Source organism: Sphingobacterium sp. JUb56 (assembly GCF_014191365.1).
GTDB classification, from domain to species: Bacteria; Bacteroidota; Bacteroidia; order Sphingobacteriales; family Sphingobacteriaceae; genus Sphingobacterium; species Sphingobacterium anhuiense.
In genome coordinates this window covers 331,074-355,913 of record NZ_JACHWL010000002.1, presented here as the reverse complement: position 1 = coordinate 355,913, position 24,840 = coordinate 331,074, and the positions used below count along the sequence as shown (strand labels likewise).

Genomic DNA, 24,840 nt, shown 5'->3' with positions numbered 1-24,840 from the left:
ATTAGATTCTTTTAGACTTAATACGAGCAGCTTTACCAGTAAGACCACGTAAATAAAATAATTTAGCGCGACGTACTTTACCGTAGCTGTTTACTACAATTTTTTCAATGTTTGGCGAATTTATAGGGAAGATACGTTCCACACCAATGCCATTTGAAATTTTGCGTACAGTGAAAGTTGAATTAACACCTTCGCTGTTCAATTGGATAACCACACCTTGGTAAATTTGGATACGCTCTTTATTTCCCTCGCGAATTTTATAATGAACGCTTATGGTGTCTCCTGCTTTAAATGCGGGAACTTCATTTCTGATTACCGCTTGTTCTTCTACAAATTTTACTAAATCCATGATTATGAGTAATTAAATACGATTATTAGCCTGTAAAAATCGGAATGCAATATTACAGCTTTTTTTTTACTTTAAGAAATACTTTTTTCAAAAAATATTGAGCTGCCTTAGTTTGTTGCAAAGATAGAAAAACACTTTTAATATTTAGACCCTTGCTCACGATATATTTTAAAAAGTTTTACACATCGAGGTTAGGATGTGAATTTAAATGCTATCGAATTGAATGCTGATATTTTATTTCTCAATAAATCAGGCTTTTATTTAATAATGTTAAAATTATATTTGACAGATTGAAAAAACGCTGTATATTTGCATCACAGTAAACAAAAGGGGATACCTTTTCGGGGTGTAGCGTAGCCCGGTATCGCGCCACATTTGGGATGTGGAGGTCGTAGGTTCGAATCCTGCCACCCCGACCAAGAAAATAAAAGCTCTAACGAAAGTTAGGGCTTTTTTTGTTTACGTGCAGATTCGAATCGCAGGATCTTTTGGAATAAGCTTGTGACCAACTGGTTTAAAGTATTCTAGCCTCCCGATCGAGAAACTTCAAACCTATAGATAATGACCAATTCGGTTACTCATTTTCTATACTAATCTATGATTTTTGAAATATGCTCAACAATTAACATTCGTTTTTATGCTGTTTGTCACAAAGTGATCTCTTTCCCTTGATCTGTCTTCTTGGCTCCATTATTGTGTCAGTTCAGTTGCCGATAGCAATCAAAGAAATTGGAAATCGCGGAAACGAGATGGTGATGATCTATAAATTGACTTTTAGGATTCAATTTTTTCCATGACGATTTACTCAATATGGTTGGAATTATTTAGTTTTGGCTTGTTAGCTAAGGAAGATTACACTATTGCCTCCTCGGCAAAGGAACGTTTGGAAAAACTCAGAAATACGGACGAATAATGATATTAAAAAAAATAATTGGCTTCAAATACCTGTTTACCGGGATGCTTTCCGCTCTGGTGGTTACGGGTTATGGGCAGGAAGTAGAGAAGCAACAATTTAATGAGCAACTAAATGCAGAGCAAGTGCAAACGATGGATTCCATTGATGTCGTACGCGACTACCGACCTGTTCTGGCCGATGCCGTAAAGGTTCGCAGGAGCCCAGATATGAGTCATATCAATCGGGAAGCCATTGAGACGGAGCTACGTCAAATAGCCACAGCTACCTATTTTGCAAATAAGACGTTTAAACAAGCTTATTACACTATATTGCTTAAACAGCATCCAAACGCTTCACGCAGCAATATTGATAGTTACCGTATCAGCTATCTGGCTTACCAGGCACGTGAATATCCAAGAGCGGCCTCTATTTTGGAGTCGCTGGAAGCTTCGGATGCCTTTTATCAGGGTTCGATCATAACTTTGGGTCATATTGCACTGGAAACCGGCGATAAGCAACGCGCACGAAATGCATTTGTCAAAGCGATGAGACTAGATTTCGACCCCCAATTGAAAGCAGATGCGCAATTTAACTATGCCAAAATCTTGTATGCAATGGACTCCATCCAAGCCGCTCAGCAAGTTCTGGAAAAATATATTGCTCAAGAATATGGGGGTCGTGAACTAGGCGCTCAAGCACAGGAAAGTGCGGAAATATTATCGGCTCAAATCCTGTTGGGGACGAGTAACTTCCATACTGGAGTAAGTCTGTTGGAGTCGTTGAAAGATAGAGGGCGGGAAGTCGATGCTACTTATCAAAAAGCAACTTACTATCGCGGATTGGAGTTTTATAACGAGCGCGCTTTCGAAAATAGCATATCGACATTCATGAGATCTGAAAAATTTCCGATCGATGCAAAAATGGCCGCGCTGGCTACTTATTGGAAAGCGGAAGCGATGTATGAAGTGCGCAAATATGGGGAGGCGGTAGAGAACTTCTCCCGGTTTTTACGGTTGCCTGTTGCAAAAAATACCGACGTATATAATTATGCAAATTATGGGCTGGCTTATGCCGCGTTCAGAAATAACAGTTTTAGTATGTCGGCCGATTATTTTGAGCGCTTTTTGGCTGTCGAGGGAAGTTCGTTAGATGAAAATATACGTCATGACGTAATCGCACGTTTGGGCGATTCGTATTTGTCCATGCGCAATTACGACCGTGCCAACCATTATTATGATCAGCTGATCAACAGCAAAACTTCCAATCAGGACTATGCGTTGTTCCAACGAGGTGTTATCTTTGGATTGCAGGGAGACCATGAAACCAAGCTAAAGATCCTGCAGTCTGTTTTGAAACAATTTCCGGCTTCGAACTATGCAGATGACGCCGCCTTTGAGATCCCCTATACCTCTTTCACTACGGGAGATTATGATCGCGCTATCGATGGTTTGCAACGGATGATCGAAAAGTACCCGCGCAGCAGCTATGTGCCCCGCGCATTGATGACCATAGGGCTCGTGCAGTATAATAAAGATGATTCCGAAGCGGCGAAAGCCACTTTCAAAAGTGTTGTGGAAAAATATTCCAAAACCAATGAGGCACAGCAAGCGATGCGTTTTATTGAAAACATCTACCTAGACCAAGGGGACGCTACGAGCTATATTCATTACGCAATCGGCACCAATGTCAGTAATCTGAGTCCTGCGGAGCAAGATAATATGGCTTTTCAGGCAGCCCAATCTCTGTTTGCCAAGCAGCAATACGCAGCTTCCGTGGAAGCCATCAATGCGTATTTTGATAAATTTCCGAAGCCCAAACAAGAAAAATATGCCCGTTACATCCGCGGGGTGAGTTCGTACCGTACCGGGCATCCAAAGGAGGCGTTGCACGATCTGAATATTATCCTGAACGACTGGACAAGTAAGTATACGGAAAACACCTTGCTGACAGTGGCTGCGCTCTATCTGGACCTGAAAGAATACAACGAGGCAATTGTGCACCTCAAAAAATTGGAACTCAATTCAGAGTATAAAAAGAACTATGGTTACGCAATAAGTAACCTGATGATGTGTTATTTTGAACTCGGCGACATGGAGCAGATGGCCAAGTATGCGAAGTTGATAAAGGATTACGATGGCGCATCGCAGGAGGAAATTGCTAAAGCTCATTTATACAGTGGAAGGGTATTGCTACAACAAAAGAACATCGTGTCTGCCATGAAGGAACTCAATCTGGCTGCTCTGAAGAGCCAAAAGGCGGTTGGGGCAGAAGCGCGATACCGTGTTGGGCAACTGCAGTATGATAACAAGGAATACGACAAAGCCATTGAAACTGCCTTTGAGGTGATTAATAGTGAGGAAGAAAATGCATACTGGGAAGCCAAGAGTTTCCTATTGCTTGCCGATAGCTATGCGCGTAAAGGCAATGCTTTGCAGGCTAAGAGTACGTTGGAAAGTGTAATTGAAAATTATGAAGAAAAAGATGATATCATCCCGTCAGCAAAAGAACGTTTACAGAAATTGAACAATAAGTAACCTTCGCTTGTGAATAAAAAAAAATTCATTTCGTTTCTAAAGGTAGACGTAACAAGTATAGTTATGTTTCCCAAAGGACCAATAGCAGTAGGACTGAAAATAGTGTCCGGTGTGAATAGCATTCAGGTGCCGAGTTATTTTTATATCCTGACATAACAGAAGAAAGTCAAATTGAAAGTGCGATGAGGACTTATAAAGTGAATAGCAAGTGAATAGTAGGTTTACAAATGCCACTGTATAGCAACATCACTGTTTTTTTTAGCTTCATTTTGGCAAGAAAACAAAAATAGAAACAAAAATAAACAAGGTATTAAAGTTATCTTTTTCATATAGCTAAGTTAGCATATTGTTATAACATTGCTATCCAATTACGCTTACCTTCATTAAATGTGTGATCAGTTCATGATAAGGCTTAATTATGCTAAATCTTTCGATGGATTCAAAACCAGAATCTTGACCAAGATTATAGCTATAACATCATTTAATACATAGCCAAAAATATATTCATCAGAAATATCAATAATTTAAAAATCAGTATTATTTAAAATGCACAACGGGTTATTACTAAATTTCTATACCAAGTAAAAGTATTAAGTGTTTCGTTCAAATGATAAGACATCGCCACATCATATGCCCGCTTAGGATAGCTGTATGCCTTATAACCAATATTGATAATGGGATTTAACATACTAATATGCGACCTAACAATTTTGAAGCGTGTTCTACTCAGTAGTTACTCAGGTGTAGGTGCTCATTTTTTAACGCGACGAAGAGAACGCAAATAATTTCCTGTTTTCTTTAAGACAAACACAACAGAACCTGCTTTCCCGGAAACAGTCCCCTTAACGCCATTTTTGATGATTGCCATAATTACCTGATTAGTTTATAGATAATCAAGATAAACATTAAAACGGGAACATCCTAATACCAAATTTTAGCTAATAGCAATTTTTAATCAATTTTTAGACAGTAATCAGTCAATATTGATACAGTCTACACTGAGTAATCACTGAGCAAGCACTGAACAAACACTGAACAAGTAATGTTAAAAGTTATAATTTGGTAATCATCTGATCTTCGTTTGCTGCACCTAAAAATTAAAGAGAGGAACCTACGTTTGTGTAACAAAAATAAGCACAGAAGTTGATAGTGTTGGACCGGTTATATAGCAGCAAGTGGTTCGACAAGTTACTATACCAAAGCGTCTACTATTTTAAATACTTTTAGTATATCAAGAAATTGATTTTAAAAATAAAACTGGACTGTTATGATTAACGTGCAATATTTGATGTATGTCGTTACCTTGAGATTTATGGCTTGTCAAAATCCCGGAGGAGCAAACAAAGGTGACTCCCTAAAACAGGAAGTTTTAACAAGTAATAGTATGGAATCAAATGGTAGATCGCGCGAAATAAAACTATTGGGATCTCCCAATGTATTTAAGCTAGATGACGCAAATAAAATGTTGAAATATATAGTAGATAATCCTCTAGATAGTGAACTTATTATTGATAGCTTCTATAGTTTCGAAAGACTTGCAGGAGATAAGTGGCAAGTAGTTCCCTTTGTTAAAAACCTGGTTTTTGAGGATATTACCTATGTTGCACCTTCACAAGGGTCAAAGACTGCTCAAGTAACTATTCGATAGATTATCCATCTTTTCTCCACATAAGCTTAAAGTAACAATATGGAATCCATCAAAAAGATTAATGTAGCCCTACAGAAATCTTATGTGGCTATTTGTGACATTAAAAGAACCATATTTAGTATGTCATCAATCTACCTGTTGTGAAATGAAAATGGGTGATTCTCTATAAAAACATGCTTCTACTTTCGTTGATTAGCCCTTTTTAACAAATTGCTTTTACTTTTTTATTGTCAGTCAGGATAGTGCAGGATGCTTAAGCTATATCGGATTTTTATATTTGAGGTAGCTAAAAAAAGCAACCCTTATACTTTTGATTATAAACAACTTATAGGTGCCTTTTATCCTGGGTCCTAATATCTTTAATAGAATATAGAATGAAAAACTTTAATAAAAAAGGAGGTTTAGGTATGGGAGAACAATCGTACTAAGAACGAGCTTGAATAAAAAACCGATAGTGTTCTAGCACCATCGGTATGCATTTAAGGCCTTATTTTAAATTAATAGAGAGCGTCTAAACTCTTAATCTTAAAACCATCAAACCTTGCAAAGTTATGCAATATGATCAATTTAACAAAAAAATAACTAAGAATTTTACAGTCCAAAATTTATGTAGAACGCAGACTGAAAAATTTTCAAATCCGCTACTAGGACGATCTAGTCTTTTGAAAGCATCATTATTATTGTCTGGAATATTTTTTATTCAACTGTCTCACATTCAGGCTTCAATGGTGGGTTCTTCTGGTGATGTCTTTGATTTTGAGGAAAATCATGGAAAGCTTCTTACTCATAGCAATATCCAAGAGCAAATCACTGTTAGCGGTATCGTACGTGATGCAAAAGGACTTCCTATCCCGGGTGTTACTATACAGGTCAAAGGTACAGATGTTGCCACATCTACTGCTGAGGATGGTCGCTATGTTATGACTTTAAAGAAAGGCCAAAGTTTGTCTTTTCGGAATATTGGTTATTCTAGCCAAGAAATTGTGATTACAAAAGCAGGTGAGCAGCACATTACACTGATCAGTATGTCACAAGATATAGATGAAGTGGTGGTCGTGGGATATGGTAGTCAACAGAAAAAGGATGTTACTGGATCTATCGCATCGGTATCGATGAGTAATGTTCGGGGGCAAGCTATTGCTAGTCCTGATCAAGCCTTAACTGGCCAAATTTCAGGTGTGCAGGTAAGTACCTCCAATGGAACACCAGGAGGTGGTCCTAGGATTCGTATACGTGGAATTGGTGCTATCGGAGCAGGAGGATCGCCATTATATGTTATTGATGGATTTCCGGTTCCGTCTTCTTCAAGCGAACGCTCAAATCCTTTGACGGCGATAAATCCGAGTGATATTGAATCTATGACCGTATTAAAAGATGCATCTGCAACAGCAATTTATGGATCGAGAGGTTCTAATGGTGTTATCTTGATCAATACGAAAAAGGGTACAGTTGGAAAATTGAAGATCAATGTTGCGGCGAGTTCAGGTATTCAGGAAGTACCAAAAAAAGGTCGTCCCAATATGATGAATGCTATGGAATTTGCTCAGTTTCGTAAAGAGGCTATAGAAGATAAAATTCGATATGAGGAAGGTAGGGAACCTACATTAAATGATATTCCGGAAGAATATCGTCATCCTGAAACTTTCGGAGCTGGTGTAGATTGGTATGATGCAGTTACCCAAATTGCACCAATGTCTGATTTTAATGTGAGTTTTAGTGGAGGGAATGAACAGATACGCTCTTTTGTTTCGGCAGGTTACCTGAATCAATCGGGGGTGATGTTAAACACTGGTTTTGAAAGGTTTTCCGTCCGGGGTAATGTAGATGCCAATATCTCTAATAAATTAAAATTGGGGATGAATATTGCACCTACATTATCTTACCTCAAAGGAGGTGTTAGTGGGCAGGGTAGGGATGAATTTTTCGAAATTTCCACACCCGTTTCTACCATTTATAATGCAGATGGTACTTACAATCCATATATCGTTTCACCGGGTACTTTTGGAAATCCTAATCCAGTTATGTTCTTGAATGAACGTGTTGATAAAAGCAGCAAAATGAAAATGTTGATGAGTGCCTATGCGGAGTATAGCATTCTTCCTAAACTAAAATTTAAGACAACTTTTAATGTTGATTATCAGGATGAAAGTGGTGAATACTTTCGACCTTCAACTCTAGCAAATCAAAATGCTCCAGGACCGTCGATTCCCAGTGGAAATTATACACGTGGTCAATATATCAATTGGGCAAATGAGAATACATTAACCTATGATTACAGTTCGGATAATGGTCATGAAATAAGTGCGCTGGCGGGTTACTCCATTCAGTCCCAAAAAGATAAGTCAGCAGGGTTCAATGGGTCGCAATTCCCGGATGACGATATTCAGACCTTAAATGCAGCGGCTAGGATCACAGGTGGTACGGGCATTGAAGATTGGGCATTAATCTCTTACTTGGCCCGTGTAAATTACACTTTTAAAGATAGATACATCCTGACCGCATCTTTCCGTTCGGATGGTTCGTCGAGATTTGGTAAAGATAATCGATGGGGCTCGTTTCCTTCTGTCGCACTGGGCTGGCGGCTGTCAGAAGAAAAATTCTTAAAAGATGCGACTTGGGTTGATGAATTGAAACTTAGAGCATCATACGGTAGAAGTGGTAATTTCAATATTTCTAATTATGCGCCATTAAGTAGTATTGGAACGGGTAATTATGTCTTTGGTGGTAGTTTGGCACCGGGTCGTATTATGAACAGCTTAGGTAATAGTTTCTTAGGTTGGGAAAAGATGAAGGAGTTAAATATAGGTTTAGATTTTGCGACTTTAAATAACCGTCTGACAATTGCAGCAAACTACTACAAGCGTAATACTTTAGACTTATTGTTAAATACACCGATTCCCCAGTCTTCTGGTTTTTCATCTGTAACAGAAAACCGAGGTGATGTTGAAAATACCGGTTTTGAATTTTCTGTTAGTTCCGTCAATATTACCAATGATAACTTTAAATGGAATACCGATTTCAACATTTCTTTCAATAGGAATAAAGTGATTGCTTTAGGAAGAAGCACTGACCCGATTTTCTCTGGGGCAAGTTCGGAAGGAAACTTTACTAATGTTACCCGAATCGGACAGCCTGTTGGTATGATCATCGGCTATGTGGTTGATGGAATTTATCAAAATCAAGCTGACCTGGAGAAATACGCTGCATTTCCAGGCGCTATTCCAGGAAATCTGCGGATGCGCGATGTTAATGGTGATGGTGAAATCACACCGAATGATGATTTTGACGTCATAGGCAACCCATATCCGGATTTTACATGGGGCATGACCAATACATTTTCTTTTAAAAATTTCGATCTGCGTGTGCTGATGGTCGGATCAATGGGACAAGAGATGTTGCATGCCACCCGGTTTTACACGGATAATATTGATGGAGTTTTTAATGTGCGTAAAGAGATTGCGGATCGTTGGAGATCGGAAGCGAATCCCGGTAGTGGATTAGTCCCGACTACAAATGGTACAGGCAGGGGTCGTGTTATGTATCGCGATACGCACTCCTTGTTTATAGAGAAAACGGATTATGTATGGATCCGTAATATCAATTTCGGTTATACATTTCCTAAAAGTATAAAGGGAGTTATCAAGGACATTCGAGTCTATGGAAATATTCAAAATCCTTTCTTGATCACGGGTTATGATGGTAATCCAGAAGGAACCAACATAAATAGAGGTGATATTAGTCCATTGGTGCAAGGACTTGACTACTCTGCTTATCCAGTTCCAAGAATCTATACGCTCGGATTAAATTTCAATTTTTAAGTCTACTGTTATGAACATAAAATATATTTTATTGAGTTTGGGACTACTTAGCCTCTCCTCATGTAATCACCTATTAGATGTTAAACCATATACATTTTCCAGCGGTGATAATTATTATGAAAATGAAGGACAAGTCCTTCGTGCTGTGAACGGGGTTTATGGCCGCTTACAAGGTTTGTACACCAGTGATTTTTGGGCGATGACTGAAATGGTTGCCGATAACACCAACTATCAATATGATGAAACCGATAGAGGGGCGCAGCAACGGGAAGAGATAGATGAATTTTTGATAACCTCTTCAAATAATTATATCAATACTGTATGGGCAACATTATACAGTGTTATACAAGAGTCTAATGTTATCCTTAGCCGAATCGATCAGGTTTCTTTTGCCGACGAAGGTTTGAAAAAGCGCTATGTAGGTGAAGTGAAGTTTTTACAGGCTTTCACCTACTTTCATTTGGTACGCTTATTTGGAGAAATTCCATTACATACGAAGGAAGTTGCGAATCCAACGGATGCTTTTACCAAAGGTAAGGCACCGGTTGAAGAAGTGTACGCTGTAATTATACAACATGCTAAGGATGCAGTTGCAAATCTACCAAATAGCTATGATAAGAATAATGCCGGACGTATTACTAAGGGCGCTGCTTTAACGCTATTGGGTGAGGTATACTTAACAAGAAAGCAATTTGCTGAAGCTGCTTCTGCTTTTCAGGAAGTCACGCAATTGGGCTATGCTTTATTGCCTGATTATGCGAACTGTTTCAATCCGAATAATAAAAATAATGAGGAGTCGGTATTTGAAGTGCAGTATGACCAATCTGTTGAAGGTGAGAACAGTAATTTTATTTATATGTTCGGCCCAAGAAACGCAAAATTGAAACTGGTGGGGTATTCTGGAAATCTTGGTGGATCTAATATCCCGACACCAAGTATCTATAATTTATATGAAGCGGGGGACTTGCGGAAGGATAAATCAATAGCCTTGTTCGATGATCCTTCAAATGCGTCCTATCAAGAGGCAATCGCTTTTGGTGGAAAAATGCCCTTCATCAAGAAATTTTATCATGCACCTTATATTGAAGATGGACGGTCCAATGAGAACTGGCCAGTATACCGATATGGGTATGTCTTATTGATGTTGGCAGAGGCGCAAAATGAGTCTGGAGTCGGAAATCCTTATCTAAACTTAAACTTGGTACGTAAGCGGGCAGGATTGGAACCTTTATCAGGTTTGACTAAGGAAGGCTTGCGAAATGCTATCGCCACTGAACAGCGTGTTGAAGTTGCTTTTGAGAGTCATAGATGGTACCAGTTGTTGCGTACGGGAAAGGCAGAGGAAGTCTTAAATGCTCACGGAGCGGCAGAGAAAAAACGTCTTTCTCGTTTAAGTTCGGCTTCCTATAATGTGCAACCCTTTAAGTTATTATTTCCTATTCCACAGCGTGAAGTGCTAACCAATGGGATTTCGCAAAACACGGGATATTAATCCATGATTTAAATCAAACAATATATCAGCTTAACGAATAACAATGAGAAAAATTAATAACATGCAACTCGTGTTGTTTGCCATTTTCCTGCTCACTTTGGCAGGGGCATGTCATGAACAGATTAAAGATGAAGGTGCTAAGGATGAGAATCCGAAGACTAAAAAAATTGTTTTACCTGAGGGTTTTGCAGTAGATCATATCTACAGTCCGTCGGATAATAAACAGGGATCGTGGGTTGCGATGACCTTTGATGATAAAGGGAGGATGATTACCTCGGATCAGTATGGAGCATTGTTCCGTATCGAACTGCCACCGATAGGATCGGATACTACGATGAAGCCTAAGATTGAAAAGTTGGATTTTCCATTAGATAATCCCGCTGATACCAGTTCAACGAAAGTAGGAATTGGATTTGCTCAAGGTTTGTTGTGGGCGCACAATAGTCTTTATGTCGTCGTAAACCATAATCCTGATGAGCAGTTTTCGAAAGGTAGTGGCTTGTACCGATTACAGGATACAAATCAGGATGATAAATTGGATAAGATAACACAATTATTGGCCTTAAATGGTGAAGGTGAGCATGGGCCGCATAGTGTTGTACTTGGGCCAGATTCTGCTATATATTTAATTGCGGGTAATCATACTGATTTGCCCAAGATGGATGCCTATCGTTTACCTTCAAACTGGCATCACGATAATTTGTTACCTCATATCGTAGATCCACAGGGTCATGCCACCGATCGTAAAGAACCGGGTGGCTGGATTGCTAAAACCGATCCTGAGGGTAAACACTGGGAGATGATTAGTGGTGGGTATCGAAATCCATTTGATATTACTTTTAATGATGATGGCGAAATGTTTACCTACGATTCGGATATGGAATGGGATTTTGGGATGCCTTGGTATCGTCCAACACGGATCTGTCATGTAACAAGTGGTGCTGAGTACGGATGGAGGACTGGTAATGCCAAATGGGATCCCAGTTACCCAGATAACCTACCTGGTACGCTGAATATCGGACAGGGCTCGCCAACGAATCTACTCTATGCAAGCAAAGCGAAATTTCCTGATAAGTATAGAAATAGTCTTCTGGCATTTGACTGGAGTTTTGGTATTATCTATTCTGTTCAGTTAACACCAAAAGGAGCGACTTATGAGGCAAAAGCGGAAGAATTTATATCGGGATCTCCACTTGCATTGACATCTGGAGAGATTGGGCCTGATGGTGCTTTATACTTTTTGACAGGGGGGAGAAAGTTGGAGTCTGATCTTTATCGCGTGTATTATAAGGGACATGCTGATATTGAGGCTAAGAAAACAAAAAATGAAATTCCTAAGGGGATTGCCTTGCGTCGCGAGATTGAACAATTTCATAAACCTTCTGCACCAGGCACAGCTGAGAAAGTGTGGAAATACCTTGGTGATCCAGATCGTTTTATCCGTTATGCTGCACGTATTGCAGTGGAGCATCAACCCGTGGATACATGGAAGCATCTTGTTTTTCAGGAAAAAAATGTACTCCGTCTTACCGAAGCGATGTTGGCTCTGGCAAGAAATGGAGATAAATCATTACAAGCAGACATGTTTAATAAGCTGGCAACTATTGACATCAGGAAGCTTCCGCAACAGATGCTTTTAAATCTGTTGCGTGTTTATGAGGTCAGTATAGCTCGAATGGGGACACCTGTTGAATCGCAACGTATTCTACTTTCGGAGCGATTAGAGGGTTTATATCCTTCGAAGATAAACCTTGTCAATCGTGAACTGGGAAAAGTATTGGTAGCTATTGGTGATTCGAGTGTCGTACCTAAGACTGTACCACTATTATACTCAGCAAAGGATGATTCGACCAATACCAGTTTTATGAGTTCTTCCAATCTTATTTTGCGAAATCCACAGTATGGTCTGGATATCGCCGACATGTTGGCCAATATTCCTCCTGCGCAACAGATATTTTTAGCAACGATGTTGAGTTCTGCACATAAGGGGTGGACCCCAGAATTGCATGATGAATATTTCAAGTGGTTCTATAAAGGTTTTGGTTACAAAGGAGGCAATAGCTACATCGGATTTATTGATAAAGCCCGAAAAATTGCATTGAGTCATGTAAATAAGGACAAATTGGCCTATTACAGTAAGATTTCTGGTGATTCATTGGTTAATCAATCGGGTAACAGACTAGCAGAAAAAGTTCAGAATGCCAAGGGTCCCGGAAGAGATTGGAAGATCGATACAGCTCTCAAATATATTAATGGTCATACTGCGATACGTGATTTCAAACGAGGGGGGGAACTTTTTGTAGCCTTGCGCTGTGCTTCTTGCCATACTATGAAAGGTTCGGGTGGTTCGGTTGGACCTGATCTTACTCAACTGGGAACACGTTTCTCTCCTAAGGATATGTTGGAAGCGATGATTGAACCAAGCAAAGTGATTTCTGATCAATATGAATCTAAAGTTTTTCATCTGAAAGATGGCACTAAGCAAATGGGACGACTGATGGGCGAAGGAGAGAAGACTTATATTATTTCACAAAATCCTTATGCACCGCAGTTAACTAAGGAAATTGCAAAAAAAGATGTTCAGGATATCAAAGTTTCCGAAGTTTCCATTATGCCTCCTGGAACATTAAATGTCTTGAATCCAGAGGAACTACGTGATTTAATGGCCTACCTCATGTCGGGTGGGAATGAGAATAATGACGTTTATAAAAAGAAAAATAAATAAAAGTGGATTTTTCAAAGAAAGATTGGTTGGAAAAAGTGTCGCATGTGGCACAGGTCGGTGGTATCGAGACTTCGGTTTTGGATAATGGACGGGGACGTGGTACCCGTATTGCCTGGATAAATACAGGTACAGGATTGCGTTTTAAAGTTGTTATAGATCGAGCCATGGATATTGCGGATGCTTATTTCAACCAATTTAACTTGAGCTGGATTAGTAGGCTTGGGGTAGCAAGACCACAGCCTTTGTCAGATAAAGGTGCAGATTGGTTAAGCACTTTTGGAGGAGGATTGTTGGTTACTTGTGGACTTACACATGTTGGTGGTCCTGAAGTGGATGCTTTTGGAAGTAGAGGGTTGCATGATCAAATTAGTAATATCCCAGCGGAAATAATTTATATAAAACAACCCGATTTGTTAAGTGGAGATCTTGAAATGTCGATCTCTGGAAAGATATTACAGGGACATCCTCTTGGACATTATATTGAGTTGACACGTACGATTCGATGTTACTTAGGGGATCCTACAATATATATTGAAGATGTGGTCCAAAATGTTGGTAATATGGATGTGCCACATATGCTGCTTTATCACTTTAACTTTGGTTGGCCTCTTGTGGATGCTGGTACTGAATTACTGTGGAATGGAAAATGGCAACCTCGGGAATCTGGTGAGTCTAATAAAATATTTAAAGCAGGTCTTGATTTTAAAACCTGTCAAGAACCTCGTGAAGATCATCGGGGGGCAGGAGAAGAAGCTGTATTTATAGCTCCGGAAAGCGATCAGAGCGGAAATAGCTCTTGTGGTCTATTTAATGAAAAATTGGATTTTGCGGTTGCGCTAACTTTTAAAAAGGAACAACTTCCTTGGTTGACCAATTGGCAACACTGGGGTCCGGGAGAATATGTGACAGGATTAGAGCCCGGTACAAATCCACCGTTGGGGCAAAAGGTGATGCGTGAACGAAAAGAACTGATTTTTCTTAAACCTAAGGAAAAAAAAGTATATCAACTTTCTTTGGGAATATTAGATACACTTGAAGGAATTCAGGTTTTTAAGGATAAAATGTAGATTATAAACATAAATACGAAGGAATGGAAAATATAGAAAAAGCTTTTGAACAAGGTAAAGGGATATTTAGATTGGCGCCAAACTGGGTGCCTAGATCATTTTGTGTACCTGGAAGAAGGATAAAACTTCATCCAGACGATTATTATGTGCTGGGTGGTGAACGTGGTGGTATCGATGAGCGGTGGTTGTCTTCTACTACTCCTGCGAAAAATGGTCCTTTGACGGGCGAATTTGAAGGTCTTAGTTTCGTGGTATATGAACATGAAGGTGAGATTAAACAACTTTTGTTATCGGATTGCGTTTCCCATCTCAAAGAAAGATTGATTGGAAATCGTATCTGGTCTGATTATCAAAGCTGGCCAATGTATTCCAAATTTTTTGATAACATGGGACCATTGCCACATCATATTCACCATAATGATGAAAAAGCGGCTTTGATTGAGCAAGCGGGAAAGCCGGAAGCTTACTATTTTCCTCCACAGCTGAATAATCATGGTGGCGACTTTCCTTATACTTTTATGGGTATAGCTCCAGGAACTTCAAAAGCACAGATCAAAGAATGCTTAGAAAATTTTAGTAAAGGGGATAATAAGATAACGAATTATTCACAGGCCTACCGTTTAGAACCGGGAACAGGCTGGGATGTTCCTCCTGGATTATTACATGCTCCAGGTAGTATGTGTACCTATGAACCGCAAAAAGCTTCCGATGTTTTTGCGATGTATCAGTCCTTGGTCAATGAAGCGATCATTCCAGAAGAATTGTTGTGGAAGGGAGTGCCTGATGATAAACATGGTGATTATAATGCATTAATGGATATTATTGATTGGGATCTGAATGTGGATCCCAATATGATGCAGAACCGATTTATGTTTCCTAAACCGGTGAAATCTCAAGCTGAAATGGAGCATGCTGGCTACAGTGAAAAATGGATATGCTATAAATCTACAGCTTTTAGTGCAAAAGAATTGACCGTTTTTCCGGGTCAAACTGTTACGATCACCGATAGTGCGGCTTATGGATTAATTATGATGCAGGGTCACGGGAAGTTGAATGATTGGACTTTGGAAACACCGGCTCTGATCCGTTATGGGCAGTTGACCTACGACGAATACTTTGTTTCAGAAATGGCGGCGATGAAAGGTGTCATTATTACAAATGATTCGAAGACAGATCCGATCGTGATGTTGAAACACTTTGGACCAGATAATCCGGATTTGATTGTTGAACCTTAATTATTGAAGTTAAAAAAACGTAGATATGAGCAAGAATAATTTTCCAAAATTGCATAATGCGACCTGGCCGGGTATTGTAGGTAAAGGTGATCATGAACCAATTATTTCTTTAGATGAGCTTTTAGAGAAAACAGCTCATGCTAACGTCGATGGTGTCAAGTTTGATGGCATTGATCTAGGTCTTTTCAATGCACATGTAAAATTAGATCCTACAGATGACAATGTCAATTTTGTTGTGGACAAAGTGGGTGGTTATGATTTAGAAATCGGTACTTTGATTGCACCAATCTGGTCGCCAGATGGTGGTTCTGCAATGGGTAGTCAAGTAGATCGAGATCGCTTTGTAGCTGTTGTGCAAAAGGCTAGTGAGTTTGGATACAAACTAAGAAAACTAGGTATTCGAACTAATAATGTTATCCGTATTGATTCGGCTACCAGTGTAGCTGAATGGGCTAAAAATCCGACTGAAAATACAAAAAGAATTGCACAAACATTTAGACGTGCATGTGACGTGGCAGCTGGATATGGAGAGCGACTTGCTGCGGAAGGAGAAATCTGCTGGGGTGGCATGCAAAGTTGGAGAACGATGCTGGAAACCTTGGAGATGGTGGATAGGGATAATATGGGGTTTCAGGCAGATATGTCTCACACTTTCTTGTATCTATTGGGGTATAATGAACCTGAGGACCGGATTCTTAAAACTGATTTTCAATGGGAAGATAGCGTAGAGCTGGAACGTGGTCTTCAATTCTTGACAGATAAGCTTCGTCCATGGACGATAGATTTTCATGTTGCTCAGAATGATGGAACTGTGTTTGGCTCTGGTTCGCATGATAAAACGGGAAGACATTGTTTGCCGACTGATCCGAATGGTAAGCTGGATATTGTGAAGGATGCTGGATATTGGTTGCGCGATGAGAATGGTAACCCAAACAAAGTTTTCGACCACATTTGTTGGGATGGCTGTATGTTTCCAAATGAAGTGATGCATAAACAAGAGACCTGGAATTCAATTCTGGAAACCATGATTAAAGTGCGAAATGCACATGGATGGTCGGTGTAAAAGGTTATAGACTAATTGTTATGAAGAAAAAAGAACTTAGAATAGGATTGATCGGTTGTGGATTTATGGGAAGAACTCATTCCAATGGGTACAAGCGGGTTGGTGATTTCTTTCCTGATTTAGCATACAAACCTATTTTGAAAGCGGTTTGTTCTAGAAGTGAGGATAAGGTTATCGCTTTTGCTGAGCAATGGGGTTATGAATCTTATGAAACGGATTGGAAAAAATTAATCAGTCGTGATGATATTGATGCTGTTGATATTTGTACTCCGAATAATATGCACATGGAAATAGCTGTAGCTGCGGCAGCGGCAGGAAAAATGGTTTTATGTGAAAAACCTTTGTCTAGAAATCTTGAGGAAGGGGCGCAGATGGTCAAGGCTGTGGAAACAAGTCAAGTTAAGAATACGGTATGGTACAATTACCGCAGGCTGCCAGCTGTTACTCTAGCTAAACAGCTAGTGGAAAGTGGAAAGTTGGGTAAGATTTTTCATTATCGGACGAACTTTTTGCAGGACTGGACTATAAATGAAAATTTACCACAGGGAGGCCGAGCTTTTTGGCGTATGGATGCCGAAGCTGCAGGTTCTGGTGTGACAGGAGATCTTTTAGCGCACTGTATTGATTTGGCCATGTGGCTTAATGGTGGTATTAAAGATGTTTCTGCAATGACAGAAATTTTTGTGAAGCAACGTCTACGTGAGGAGACTGGGAAAATGGAAGATGTCAAAATTGATGACGCTTGTATATTTCACTGTCATTTTGATAATGGTTCCTTGGGATTATTTGAATCTACCCGCTATGCTCGAGGACATAAGGCGCTCTTTACATTTGAAATTAATGGTGAAAAAGGCTCATTACGTTGGGATCTGCATGATCTTAATAAATTGGAATATTTTAATAATGCGGATGAGTCAATCGTTAAAGGTTGGCGCTCGATTCATGTGACCGATGGTGATCAACCTTATATGGATAAATGGTGGGTACCGGGATTATCCATCGGTTATGAACACTCATTTGTTCATCAAGTAGCAGATTTTCTAAAAAGTGTAGAAACTGGTGAAGAATGTCATCCTAATTTTCGAGATGCCTATGAGACCCAAAAGGTGTGTGAAGCCGTTTTATTGTCTGCTAAAAACAAATGTTGGGCGGATACGGATGTAGATTGGAACAATTAATGTTAAATTAACTTTTAGCTCATAACAATGAACAAGATGATAAAATATGGATATCTGACTGCTACAGCTTCGCTTTTGATGCTGGCCTGCAATGCCGGAAATACGAAACATGATCAGGGGCAGCATACCGTTCTTGATAGTTCAGTACAAGAAGGGTTTGTCGCAATGCTTGATTCTAATACATTGAAAGGATGGGAGGGAGACAGTAGCTATTGGCGTATGGAGAGTGGTATATTGATTGGTGAAATTAAAGCTGATGCAGAACCTTTAAAGAATAATACTTTTTTAATCTGGAAAGGTGGTGAACCGGGAGATTTTGTACTGAAATCCCAATTCCGAATTTCTGCTGATGGCAATAGTGGTATCAATTATCGTAGTGAACGTCTTACGGAATTACCCTATGCACTGAAGGGGTATCAGGCTGATATTGATGGTCAACATCATTATACAGGTCAGAATTATGAGGAACGTAATCGTACTACGCTAGCTTATCGTGGACAGCAGACAGAGATACCGAATCCAACGGTAGATGAACCCGGCGCTTCCAAAGGAAATGCCTGGAGTACCCTGATCGTGCGAGATACTTTGGCGACTGCTAAAGAATTGGCGGATGCGGTTAAAGTGGGCGATTGGAATGAAATTGAAATTGTTGCAAAGGGCAATAAGTTATCCCATTATATCAATGGAAAATTGATTTCTGAAGTTGTGGATAATGATGAGCAACATCGGAAGCAGCGTGGATTGATCGGTGTGCAGGTCCATGTGGGACCACCGATGAAAATCGAATATAAAGATATGAAAATTAAAATACTGGACTAACTTAACATAATCATTTTAAATATTTTTTTTAAAAATGATTATATGGTCATTATGATCTGTGTTATATGCCGCATATTTAAATAGATTTTATGCATAACAATCTTTTGGTTAAATTACCTTAATTGCCAATGGATTTGAAATTAGGTTTTAGAACAAAAAGCGCAACTCCATGCTGTGCTTTTTGTTTATTTCTGTTTCTCATTTTTTAGGCTCCTCTCATAGGCCATTGAAATAGGACTGGTTCTCTCAATCTCTTAGTAAGAAGTGTTTTTGTTGAATTTTAGTTCAGTTATAAAAAGTTGGAAAGACCTTATAAATTTTGCTAGTTTTGTTTCGTAAATTCTGAATCTCGTTTACTTTCTCCATTCAAATGAAGAGATCATACCGGAAAGTATTTCATTAGTTTAGTAGATGTTCTATTTGAATGAATTCAGATAATGAAGTTCTCTTATAATGGCGGAGTATTTCATATCTATTTTAATGAAGCAGGAAAGCACCTAAATAGAAAATTGTACTAGATTTAATATCCAAATTAACCATCAAAAATTAATGGCCAATACGTTATCTGTATATGTAAAGAATATCCTATATCGGCTTAGTAATGTAGGGGTTGACCCTGAAATGTCTTATGTTGAATCTCAGTATACTAAGCTGATCAATATCTTAAATTGGATAGGAATGTGCTGTATGCTTAGTTATGCTATTGTTAATTTCGGTAATGAACGTTATTTTCTTTCTTTTCTAAACTTATTGAATGTTTGCGATGCGACAACAGTGCTTATATTGAATAAGTATCGAAAGTATCTGAGTGCACGACTAGTAATGGTGATCTCAAGATTAATCATCTATACTGTGGCTGGATTGTATTTTCATAACGGTGGCGAATACTTTCTGGTGGCATTGCTGATCACGACCAGCTTGATGATTGATAACAAATGGATCAGGTTTTCTTTATGTTTTTTAATTTTTATAGCTTGTGTGGCCGTGATTTTATTTCCTCAACCACCTTTACTGGGATCTCCCGTTCCTCCAGAACAGGCTTATGCTAATATGATTGTAGGGATTTTATTGATAGTCGGTGTGGTGAGTTTCTTTAAAAGTATCCAGGGTACCTATCAGCAGGAAATTGAAAAACAGCGTCAAGCCTTATTTTCTTTAAATAAGGATAAAGAAAAGATGTTTTCAATTTTGGCACATGATATTCGCAGTCCTATGGTAACACTTGAAAATTTACTGCAGATGTTTCATGAGGATTTGCTGACGCATAATGAAAGAATCGAAACTATCGGTCTTTTGAAAGATCAAGTCTCCCAATTGGGCTCGGTTATGGACAATTTATTACGATGGAGTGTGCGGGGGATGCAGGGAATTCAAACTATAAAAGTTACTTTTTTACTTCGGCCTTTAGTGCTGGAATTATTTCATTTTTTTGATTTCCTTGTACGACAAAAACAACTTACGGTAGATATAAATATACCTGAGTCCATGAGTCTTTTTGCTGATTATGATCAAACGGCTGTTATCTTAAGAAACTTATTGAGCAATGCGATAAAATTTAGTGAGGTTTGCGGACGTGTAAAGGTTTTTGCAGATGTTAAAGGCAATATGATTGATATTTTTATTAAAGATGAGGGAATGGGAATGGATGACCGCCGAATAAATATGTTGTTTACCTCCTCTCAGTTATCTACAAAGGGGACGATAGGAGAAAGGGGGTTTGGTCTCGGGTTAATTCTTTGTGCTGAATTTACCCGATTGAATGAAGGAACTATTCGGGTAGAAAGTAAGTTGAATAAAGGTTCAGTATTTGCCGTTTCATTACCTAAAAATAGTTAGTAGTCCTTTTGTAATGGGGTATCAATATATTAAATAGAGACTTATTGACATATAAAAACACTTCAATCGGTAATTTCATTTTCCATTATTTTGAATAACTGGGGTTTATTTACATGCATTTTTTCTCTCTTGTGAGAAAAAATGTATAAATTTATTATTTAAGGAATCTAGTTATATGAAAATCTTCAATATGGAAAAAAGGTTTTTAAGGTTAATTGAGTATTTATACGTTTGAAATGTGAAAATAAAATTTTTAGTATTTGAACTTTTTTTTAAAAAAGTTTTTTTAATCATTAAAACAAAATAACTAAATCTAATGTAAATAGTCAGTGTAGATCTACAAGTAATGATCTACCAATTTATATTTAACATTTAAAAACACACGAATTATGGAGAAAAGTATTGTTCAAAAGGTTTTAAAATTCTGGTATTTACCTTTAATTGCTGGCATATTGTATATTATAGTGGGTGTCTATGCAGCGGCTGCACCTTTTAGCTCTTTTCTGGCTTTGAGTATATTTTTAAGTGTCGGGATTTTGATCAGTGGCGTATTTGAATTGTTTTATGCATTATCGAACCGTAAGAACAGTGATAATTGGGGTTGGCATTTGGTTGGTGGTATGCTGAATTTGTTTATTGGTGTATTGCTTATTGCCAATACGGGATTGACAGCATTGATGTTATCGGTATTTATTGGAGTTTGGTTATTATTTAGATCTATTGCTACGATAGCTAATGCATTTGAGATCAAACGTGCTGGAATTGGTAATTGGGGCTGGATCTTGTTTACCGGTATCTTGGGAGTTTTGTTTTCATTCTTGTTGCTTTGGAACCCCTTAATAGCAGGTATTACCATTGGTATCTGGATGGGGATAGGATTAATAACGGTAGGGGTCATGCATGTGGTACTAAGTCTTATTGGTCGAAGACTAAAAATGATCAATGAAGATCTGGATAATGGAGGTGATCGTCATATCGAAATAAATTAATATTTAAAACAAAAAGCGTAAATTATATTGCGCTTTTTGTTTTAAATCAATTGTATATGGATCCAACTCGTAGTCAGATGCATCATAGGCATTGTATATGTATTTTATTTTTACTGTAAAATAGATCTCTGTTCATTAGAGCTCATTGTAATTTCCGTTTCAGGTTTATACAGATGTTTTTTCAGTTTCTGAATAGGGAGATAAGTGAACAGAACGGAAAGTATACCCGCCAATACACCATCAAGAATAGCCATTGCTGTTGGGTCTAATTTATAATATTTCGACAAACTGAGCTGTGCAAAGATTAAGAAACTTAAAATCAAGAGACCTGTTACTACGGCGTGTATGATACCCAACCTGGCCATGAATTTATTTTTATTCAATTCTTCAGCAATACGGTATTCAATGGCACCTTGATCTGCGGCCACTGCTACTCTTTTGATGATATCGACTGTTAGGATCAGCGGTAGAAATATTGCCATAGGCAACGTTAGACGTGCAAGACTTTGTGGTCCTTCAAAAAAATGTGTAAATCCAACTTCCTGAAAACTAGCGTAAGCAACGAGGGTATTGAACACGATGTTAGGAACAACATAATAGATCATGCGTTTTCTTAAAAAGCGGCTAAGCGTTGTTTTCGCTATTTTTTTAGGACGAGGGGTGGGAAATTTAAATTTCATAGAGGCTCGTTTAATAATTGCGTCGCTTGATCTTTAATTGCAATAGCTTGATCTTTAGTTAGAAAATCGGCATTAGACATCAATATGAAATCCATTTGGTTCTTAAAAGTGCTTACAACCAGTGTGTTCGGGTTGAGCCAAGGAAACGCAACTGTAGGACTATATAGTGTTTCAAGTTCAAAATTTTTGAAGTTATCTGGTATATTGAGTTTACCCATATTGGACAGGGTTATATCATGACCACCTGGAGTTGATCGCAGTATGGCTATCATTTTCTGGACAATGGGGTGCATTTGTTCGCCTACCCAAAGAAGTTCTCTTACGTTCATTTTGTTTATTTTATGCAGGAGGTCTTGTTTGATTCTTTTTGCATTTTCTAATAGACTTCCTGATTTCAACGTGAGTTCGACTGTAGGTGCAAATGCAAATACATGGTCTTCTTTGATTTCTGGTATAAAGTGACGGATATCAACAGGGCTAATTACTTTGCCCTTGGCACTCCTCCCTTGTATTTGTTGAAATGCCTGCATAAAGACGGCGCAAATAAAAGTATGTACCGAGATACCATTCGTTTTACATTTTTTAATGATTTGATTGGTAGTTTGCAGATCTAATTTCCAGTGTAGGGCATAATTGGCGTCCGAAGCCTTTTTTTTGCTGCATCGTTTTATTAGAAAAAATAATCGCGCTAACCCTAAATAGAATTCTGCTTTGAACTTTTTGTTTTTACTGCTGTATTCCACAGGCAGGAATTCATGGATAGACTGGTAGGGCTTGTACGTTTCTAATGATAACGATGGGTCATCCAGTAAACAAAGAAACTCGCGCATTAAGTTGGCGATTGTTGTGCCATCACAGATGCAGTGCGGCATGACCCAAAGAATCTCGGATACGCAGTCGCTTTTGAGCCAAACTAGTTGTGCTAATGGTTTGTTTTTTTCTACAAATAAACGATACCATTCTTTTTCCGATTCGGTAAGCCAATCCTGATCCGTTTTTCGTTCAATGATACGAAGTGGGATGGAGTCAATATTTTTCTGTTCAACAAAGAGTGGTTGCTTCTCGTTGCTATTATCTATTGTTGCTCTTAGTAATGCATGCTTTTTTTGTATTTTAACTAAGGCGGTATGTATCTGTGCTTCTGATAATTCTCCTTTGATTTTTGCTGTAAAAACAGCATTTAAAGGTGTAGTAGAGTCCACATACATGATCCTCTCTACCATCAATAATTTTCTCTTTATCATGCTGTTATCAAAGAATCTAGTTGTAGTTTGATCGTTTGGTTTATTTCATCTCGCATAGCTAATGCTTCTGCATGTGGTAAATAACCTTCGCTTGCAACAAAAGAAAAATCCATTTCGTTTCTAAAGGTAGACGTTACAAGAGTAGTCGTGTTCCCCAAAGGACCGATGACAGTTGGACTGAAAATAGTGTCCAATGTAAAGGATTTATACTCATGTGGAATTTGAATGCGACCTAAATTTGAAAACATACAATCATTCGATGATTTTCCATTTTTTAATAACTTGGTGAAATTATCTAAAGCATCATGTGCTGATTCCATAACCATCATGGTGATGTAGGGATTGAGCTTAGTGGTTTTGCGGTCTACGCTTTCTTGCATGAAATGTAGATTGTCTTCGAAACTTATCTTTTTATTCGAGGATAATACTATCATGAGTCCAAATGCAAAAAGATGATCGTCCTTTATCTGTGGGGCAAATCTTCTAATATCCACAGGACAGGAGACTTTGTTGAAAGCTGCCTTTCCTCTTACTTTTGAAAATGCTTGAAGTAAGATCGCACATAGGAATGTGTTGACTGTGAAACCTTTTGATTTGCAATGGGTGATGATCTGCTTACTTAATTCTTTGTCAAATTTCCAGTGAATCAGGTAGTCTTCTTTACGTTCGATCGCTTTTTTGCCAGTAGGAATAAATTTAATGGCATTAGTAGCTAAACGGCCGATAAACTTGGCTTTGAACTGCTGTTTACGACTAGCAAGTAAGTTTTGAGGTACGACGTCCTGAATGCCGAGTATGGGCTTTTCTATACCGATATCCACGGTAGGGTTGTCCAGTACGGCTAGAAATTCGCGCAACAATGACATCGCAGAACCACCATCACATATGCAGTGGTGAAAAACAAACAACATATCCGAAACTTCTTCTCCTTTTATCCAGATGAATCTTATCAGAGGCAGTTTATGGCCGTCAAATGATATGTTCCACTCTTTTTTTGATTCATGCAACCAATCTTCATCCGTTATCCTCGTCATGACACGTATCGGTATTGAAATGTTCTTTTCGGGCACCTCAAACCAAGGTGTGTTTTTTTGATCACGACTAATGAGTGCTTTGAGCCAAGGATGTTTCTCTTGAATTCTAAATAAAGCATGTTTAATGGCTGCCTCTTCAAAGGTTCCTTTTAGTCTAAATGGAATAACCGCATTGAAGGGTTCTGTTCCATCACCCAAAAGCATACGTTCTCCAAATAACAATTTTCTTTTCAT

General features: G+C 38.5%; 16 protein-coding genes, 1 tRNA gene and 1 pseudogene. 14 read left to right on the top strand and 4 right to left on the bottom strand.

From position 1 onward, the window contains the following. Nucleotide 1: 1 nt before the first annotated feature. Complete coding sequence (gene rplS / locus FHR29_RS21005; protein WP_021189535.1) at nucleotides 2-349, bottom strand: 50S ribosomal protein L19; 348 nt, start codon at nucleotides 347-349, stop codon at nucleotides 2-4. A gap of 342 nt (nucleotides 350-691) precedes the next feature. Here rplS and FHR29_RS21000 point away from each other — a divergent pair. The 14 genes and pseudogenes from FHR29_RS21000 to FHR29_RS20940 all read left to right on the top strand — a co-directional run bounded on the left by FHR29_RS21000 (nucleotide 692) and on the right by FHR29_RS20940 (nucleotide 21,648). Next, a tRNA-Pro gene (locus FHR29_RS21000) sits at nucleotides 692-768 on the top strand. A 493-nt stretch (nucleotides 769-1,261) separates the two neighbouring features. Beyond that, entirely contained in the window at nucleotides 1,262-3,778 is a 2,517-nt protein-coding gene (locus FHR29_RS20995; RefSeq protein WP_183917083.1) for a tetratricopeptide repeat protein, read from the top strand. Nucleotides 3,779-4,165: 387 nt separating this feature from the next. Further along, nucleotides 4,166-4,323 (top strand): annotated as a pseudogene (locus tag FHR29_RS26895) (IS982 family transposase); the annotation flags it as partial. Between the two features lie 722 nt (nucleotides 4,324-5,045). Further along, nucleotides 5,046-5,426: an immunoglobulin-like domain-containing protein gene (locus FHR29_RS20990; protein ID WP_183917081.1), complete on the top strand. Its 381-nt coding sequence runs from the start codon at nucleotides 5,046-5,048 to the stop codon at nucleotides 5,424-5,426. Nucleotides 5,427-5,977: 551 nt separating this feature from the next. Next, nucleotides 5,978-9,244 carry a TonB-dependent receptor gene (locus tag FHR29_RS20985; protein WP_183917080.1) on the top strand — a complete coding sequence of 1,089 codons (3,267 nt, stop codon included), beginning with the start codon at nucleotides 5,978-5,980 and terminating at the stop codon, nucleotides 9,242-9,244. A 10-nt stretch (nucleotides 9,245-9,254) separates the two neighbouring features. After that, nucleotides 9,255-10,736, top strand: coding sequence for a RagB/SusD family nutrient uptake outer membrane protein (locus tag FHR29_RS20980; RefSeq protein ID WP_183917078.1), 1,482 nt, complete (start codon nucleotides 9,255-9,257; stop codon nucleotides 10,734-10,736). Between the two features lie 43 nt (nucleotides 10,737-10,779). Continuing rightward, nucleotides 10,780-13,461: a c-type cytochrome gene (locus FHR29_RS20975; protein WP_183917076.1), complete on the top strand. Its 2,682-nt coding sequence runs from the start codon at nucleotides 10,780-10,782 to the stop codon at nucleotides 13,459-13,461. 2 nt (nucleotides 13,462-13,463) lie between these two features. After that, nucleotides 13,464-14,528, top strand: coding sequence for an aldose 1-epimerase family protein (locus FHR29_RS20970; RefSeq protein WP_311732312.1), 1,065 nt, complete (start codon nucleotides 13,464-13,466; stop codon nucleotides 14,526-14,528). Nucleotides 14,529-14,551: 23 nt separating this feature from the next. After that, complete coding sequence (locus tag FHR29_RS20965) at nucleotides 14,552-15,763, top strand: hypothetical protein (protein ID WP_183917074.1); 1,212 nt, start codon at nucleotides 14,552-14,554, stop codon at nucleotides 15,761-15,763. A 25-nt stretch (nucleotides 15,764-15,788) separates the two neighbouring features. Further along, entirely contained in the window at nucleotides 15,789-16,826 is a 1,038-nt protein-coding gene (locus FHR29_RS20960; protein WP_183917072.1) for a TIM barrel protein, read from the top strand. 20 nt (nucleotides 16,827-16,846) lie between these two features. Beyond that, nucleotides 16,847-18,004 (top strand): Gfo/Idh/MocA family protein, encoded by a 1,158-nt coding sequence (locus FHR29_RS20955; RefSeq protein ID WP_206368406.1) that lies wholly within the window; start codon nucleotides 16,847-16,849, stop codon nucleotides 18,002-18,004. Nucleotides 18,005-18,031: 27 nt separating this feature from the next. Further along, complete coding sequence (locus FHR29_RS20950) at nucleotides 18,032-18,823, top strand: DUF1080 domain-containing protein (RefSeq protein WP_221197909.1); 792 nt, start codon at nucleotides 18,032-18,034, stop codon at nucleotides 18,821-18,823. Nucleotides 18,824-19,372: 549 nt separating this feature from the next. Further along, the gene (locus FHR29_RS20945) at nucleotides 19,373-20,659 is read left to right on the top strand and encodes a sensor histidine kinase KdpD (RefSeq protein ID WP_183917070.1); all 1,287 of its coding nucleotides are present in this window, start codon (nucleotides 19,373-19,375) and stop codon (nucleotides 20,657-20,659) included. A gap of 389 nt (nucleotides 20,660-21,048) precedes the next feature. Then, on the top strand, nucleotides 21,049-21,648 hold the full coding sequence (locus tag FHR29_RS20940) for an HdeD family acid-resistance protein (RefSeq protein ID WP_183917068.1): 600 nt from the start codon (nucleotides 21,049-21,051) through the stop codon (nucleotides 21,646-21,648). A gap of 110 nt (nucleotides 21,649-21,758) precedes the next feature. Here the strand turns inward: FHR29_RS20940 and FHR29_RS20935 are convergent, their stop codons facing one another. Genes FHR29_RS20935 through FHR29_RS20925 form a run of 3 tightly spaced genes read right to left on the bottom strand, consistent with a single transcriptional unit; the run spans nucleotide 21,759 to nucleotide 24,840 of the window. After that, nucleotides 21,759-22,328 carry a hypothetical protein gene (locus FHR29_RS20935; protein WP_183917066.1) on the bottom strand — a complete coding sequence of 190 codons (570 nt, stop codon included), beginning with the start codon at nucleotides 22,326-22,328 and terminating at the stop codon, nucleotides 21,759-21,761. Beyond that, nucleotides 22,325-23,572: a condensation domain-containing protein gene (locus tag FHR29_RS20930; RefSeq protein WP_183917064.1), complete on the bottom strand. Its 1,248-nt coding sequence runs from the start codon at nucleotides 23,570-23,572 to the stop codon at nucleotides 22,325-22,327. The genes FHR29_RS20935 and FHR29_RS20930 overlap by 4 nt, the downstream gene beginning before the upstream one ends. Next, nucleotides 23,569-24,840 carry a condensation domain-containing protein gene (locus FHR29_RS20925; protein ID WP_183917062.1) on the bottom strand — a complete coding sequence of 424 codons (1,272 nt, stop codon included), beginning with the start codon at nucleotides 24,838-24,840 and terminating at the stop codon, nucleotides 23,569-23,571. The genes FHR29_RS20930 and FHR29_RS20925 overlap by 4 nt, the downstream gene beginning before the upstream one ends.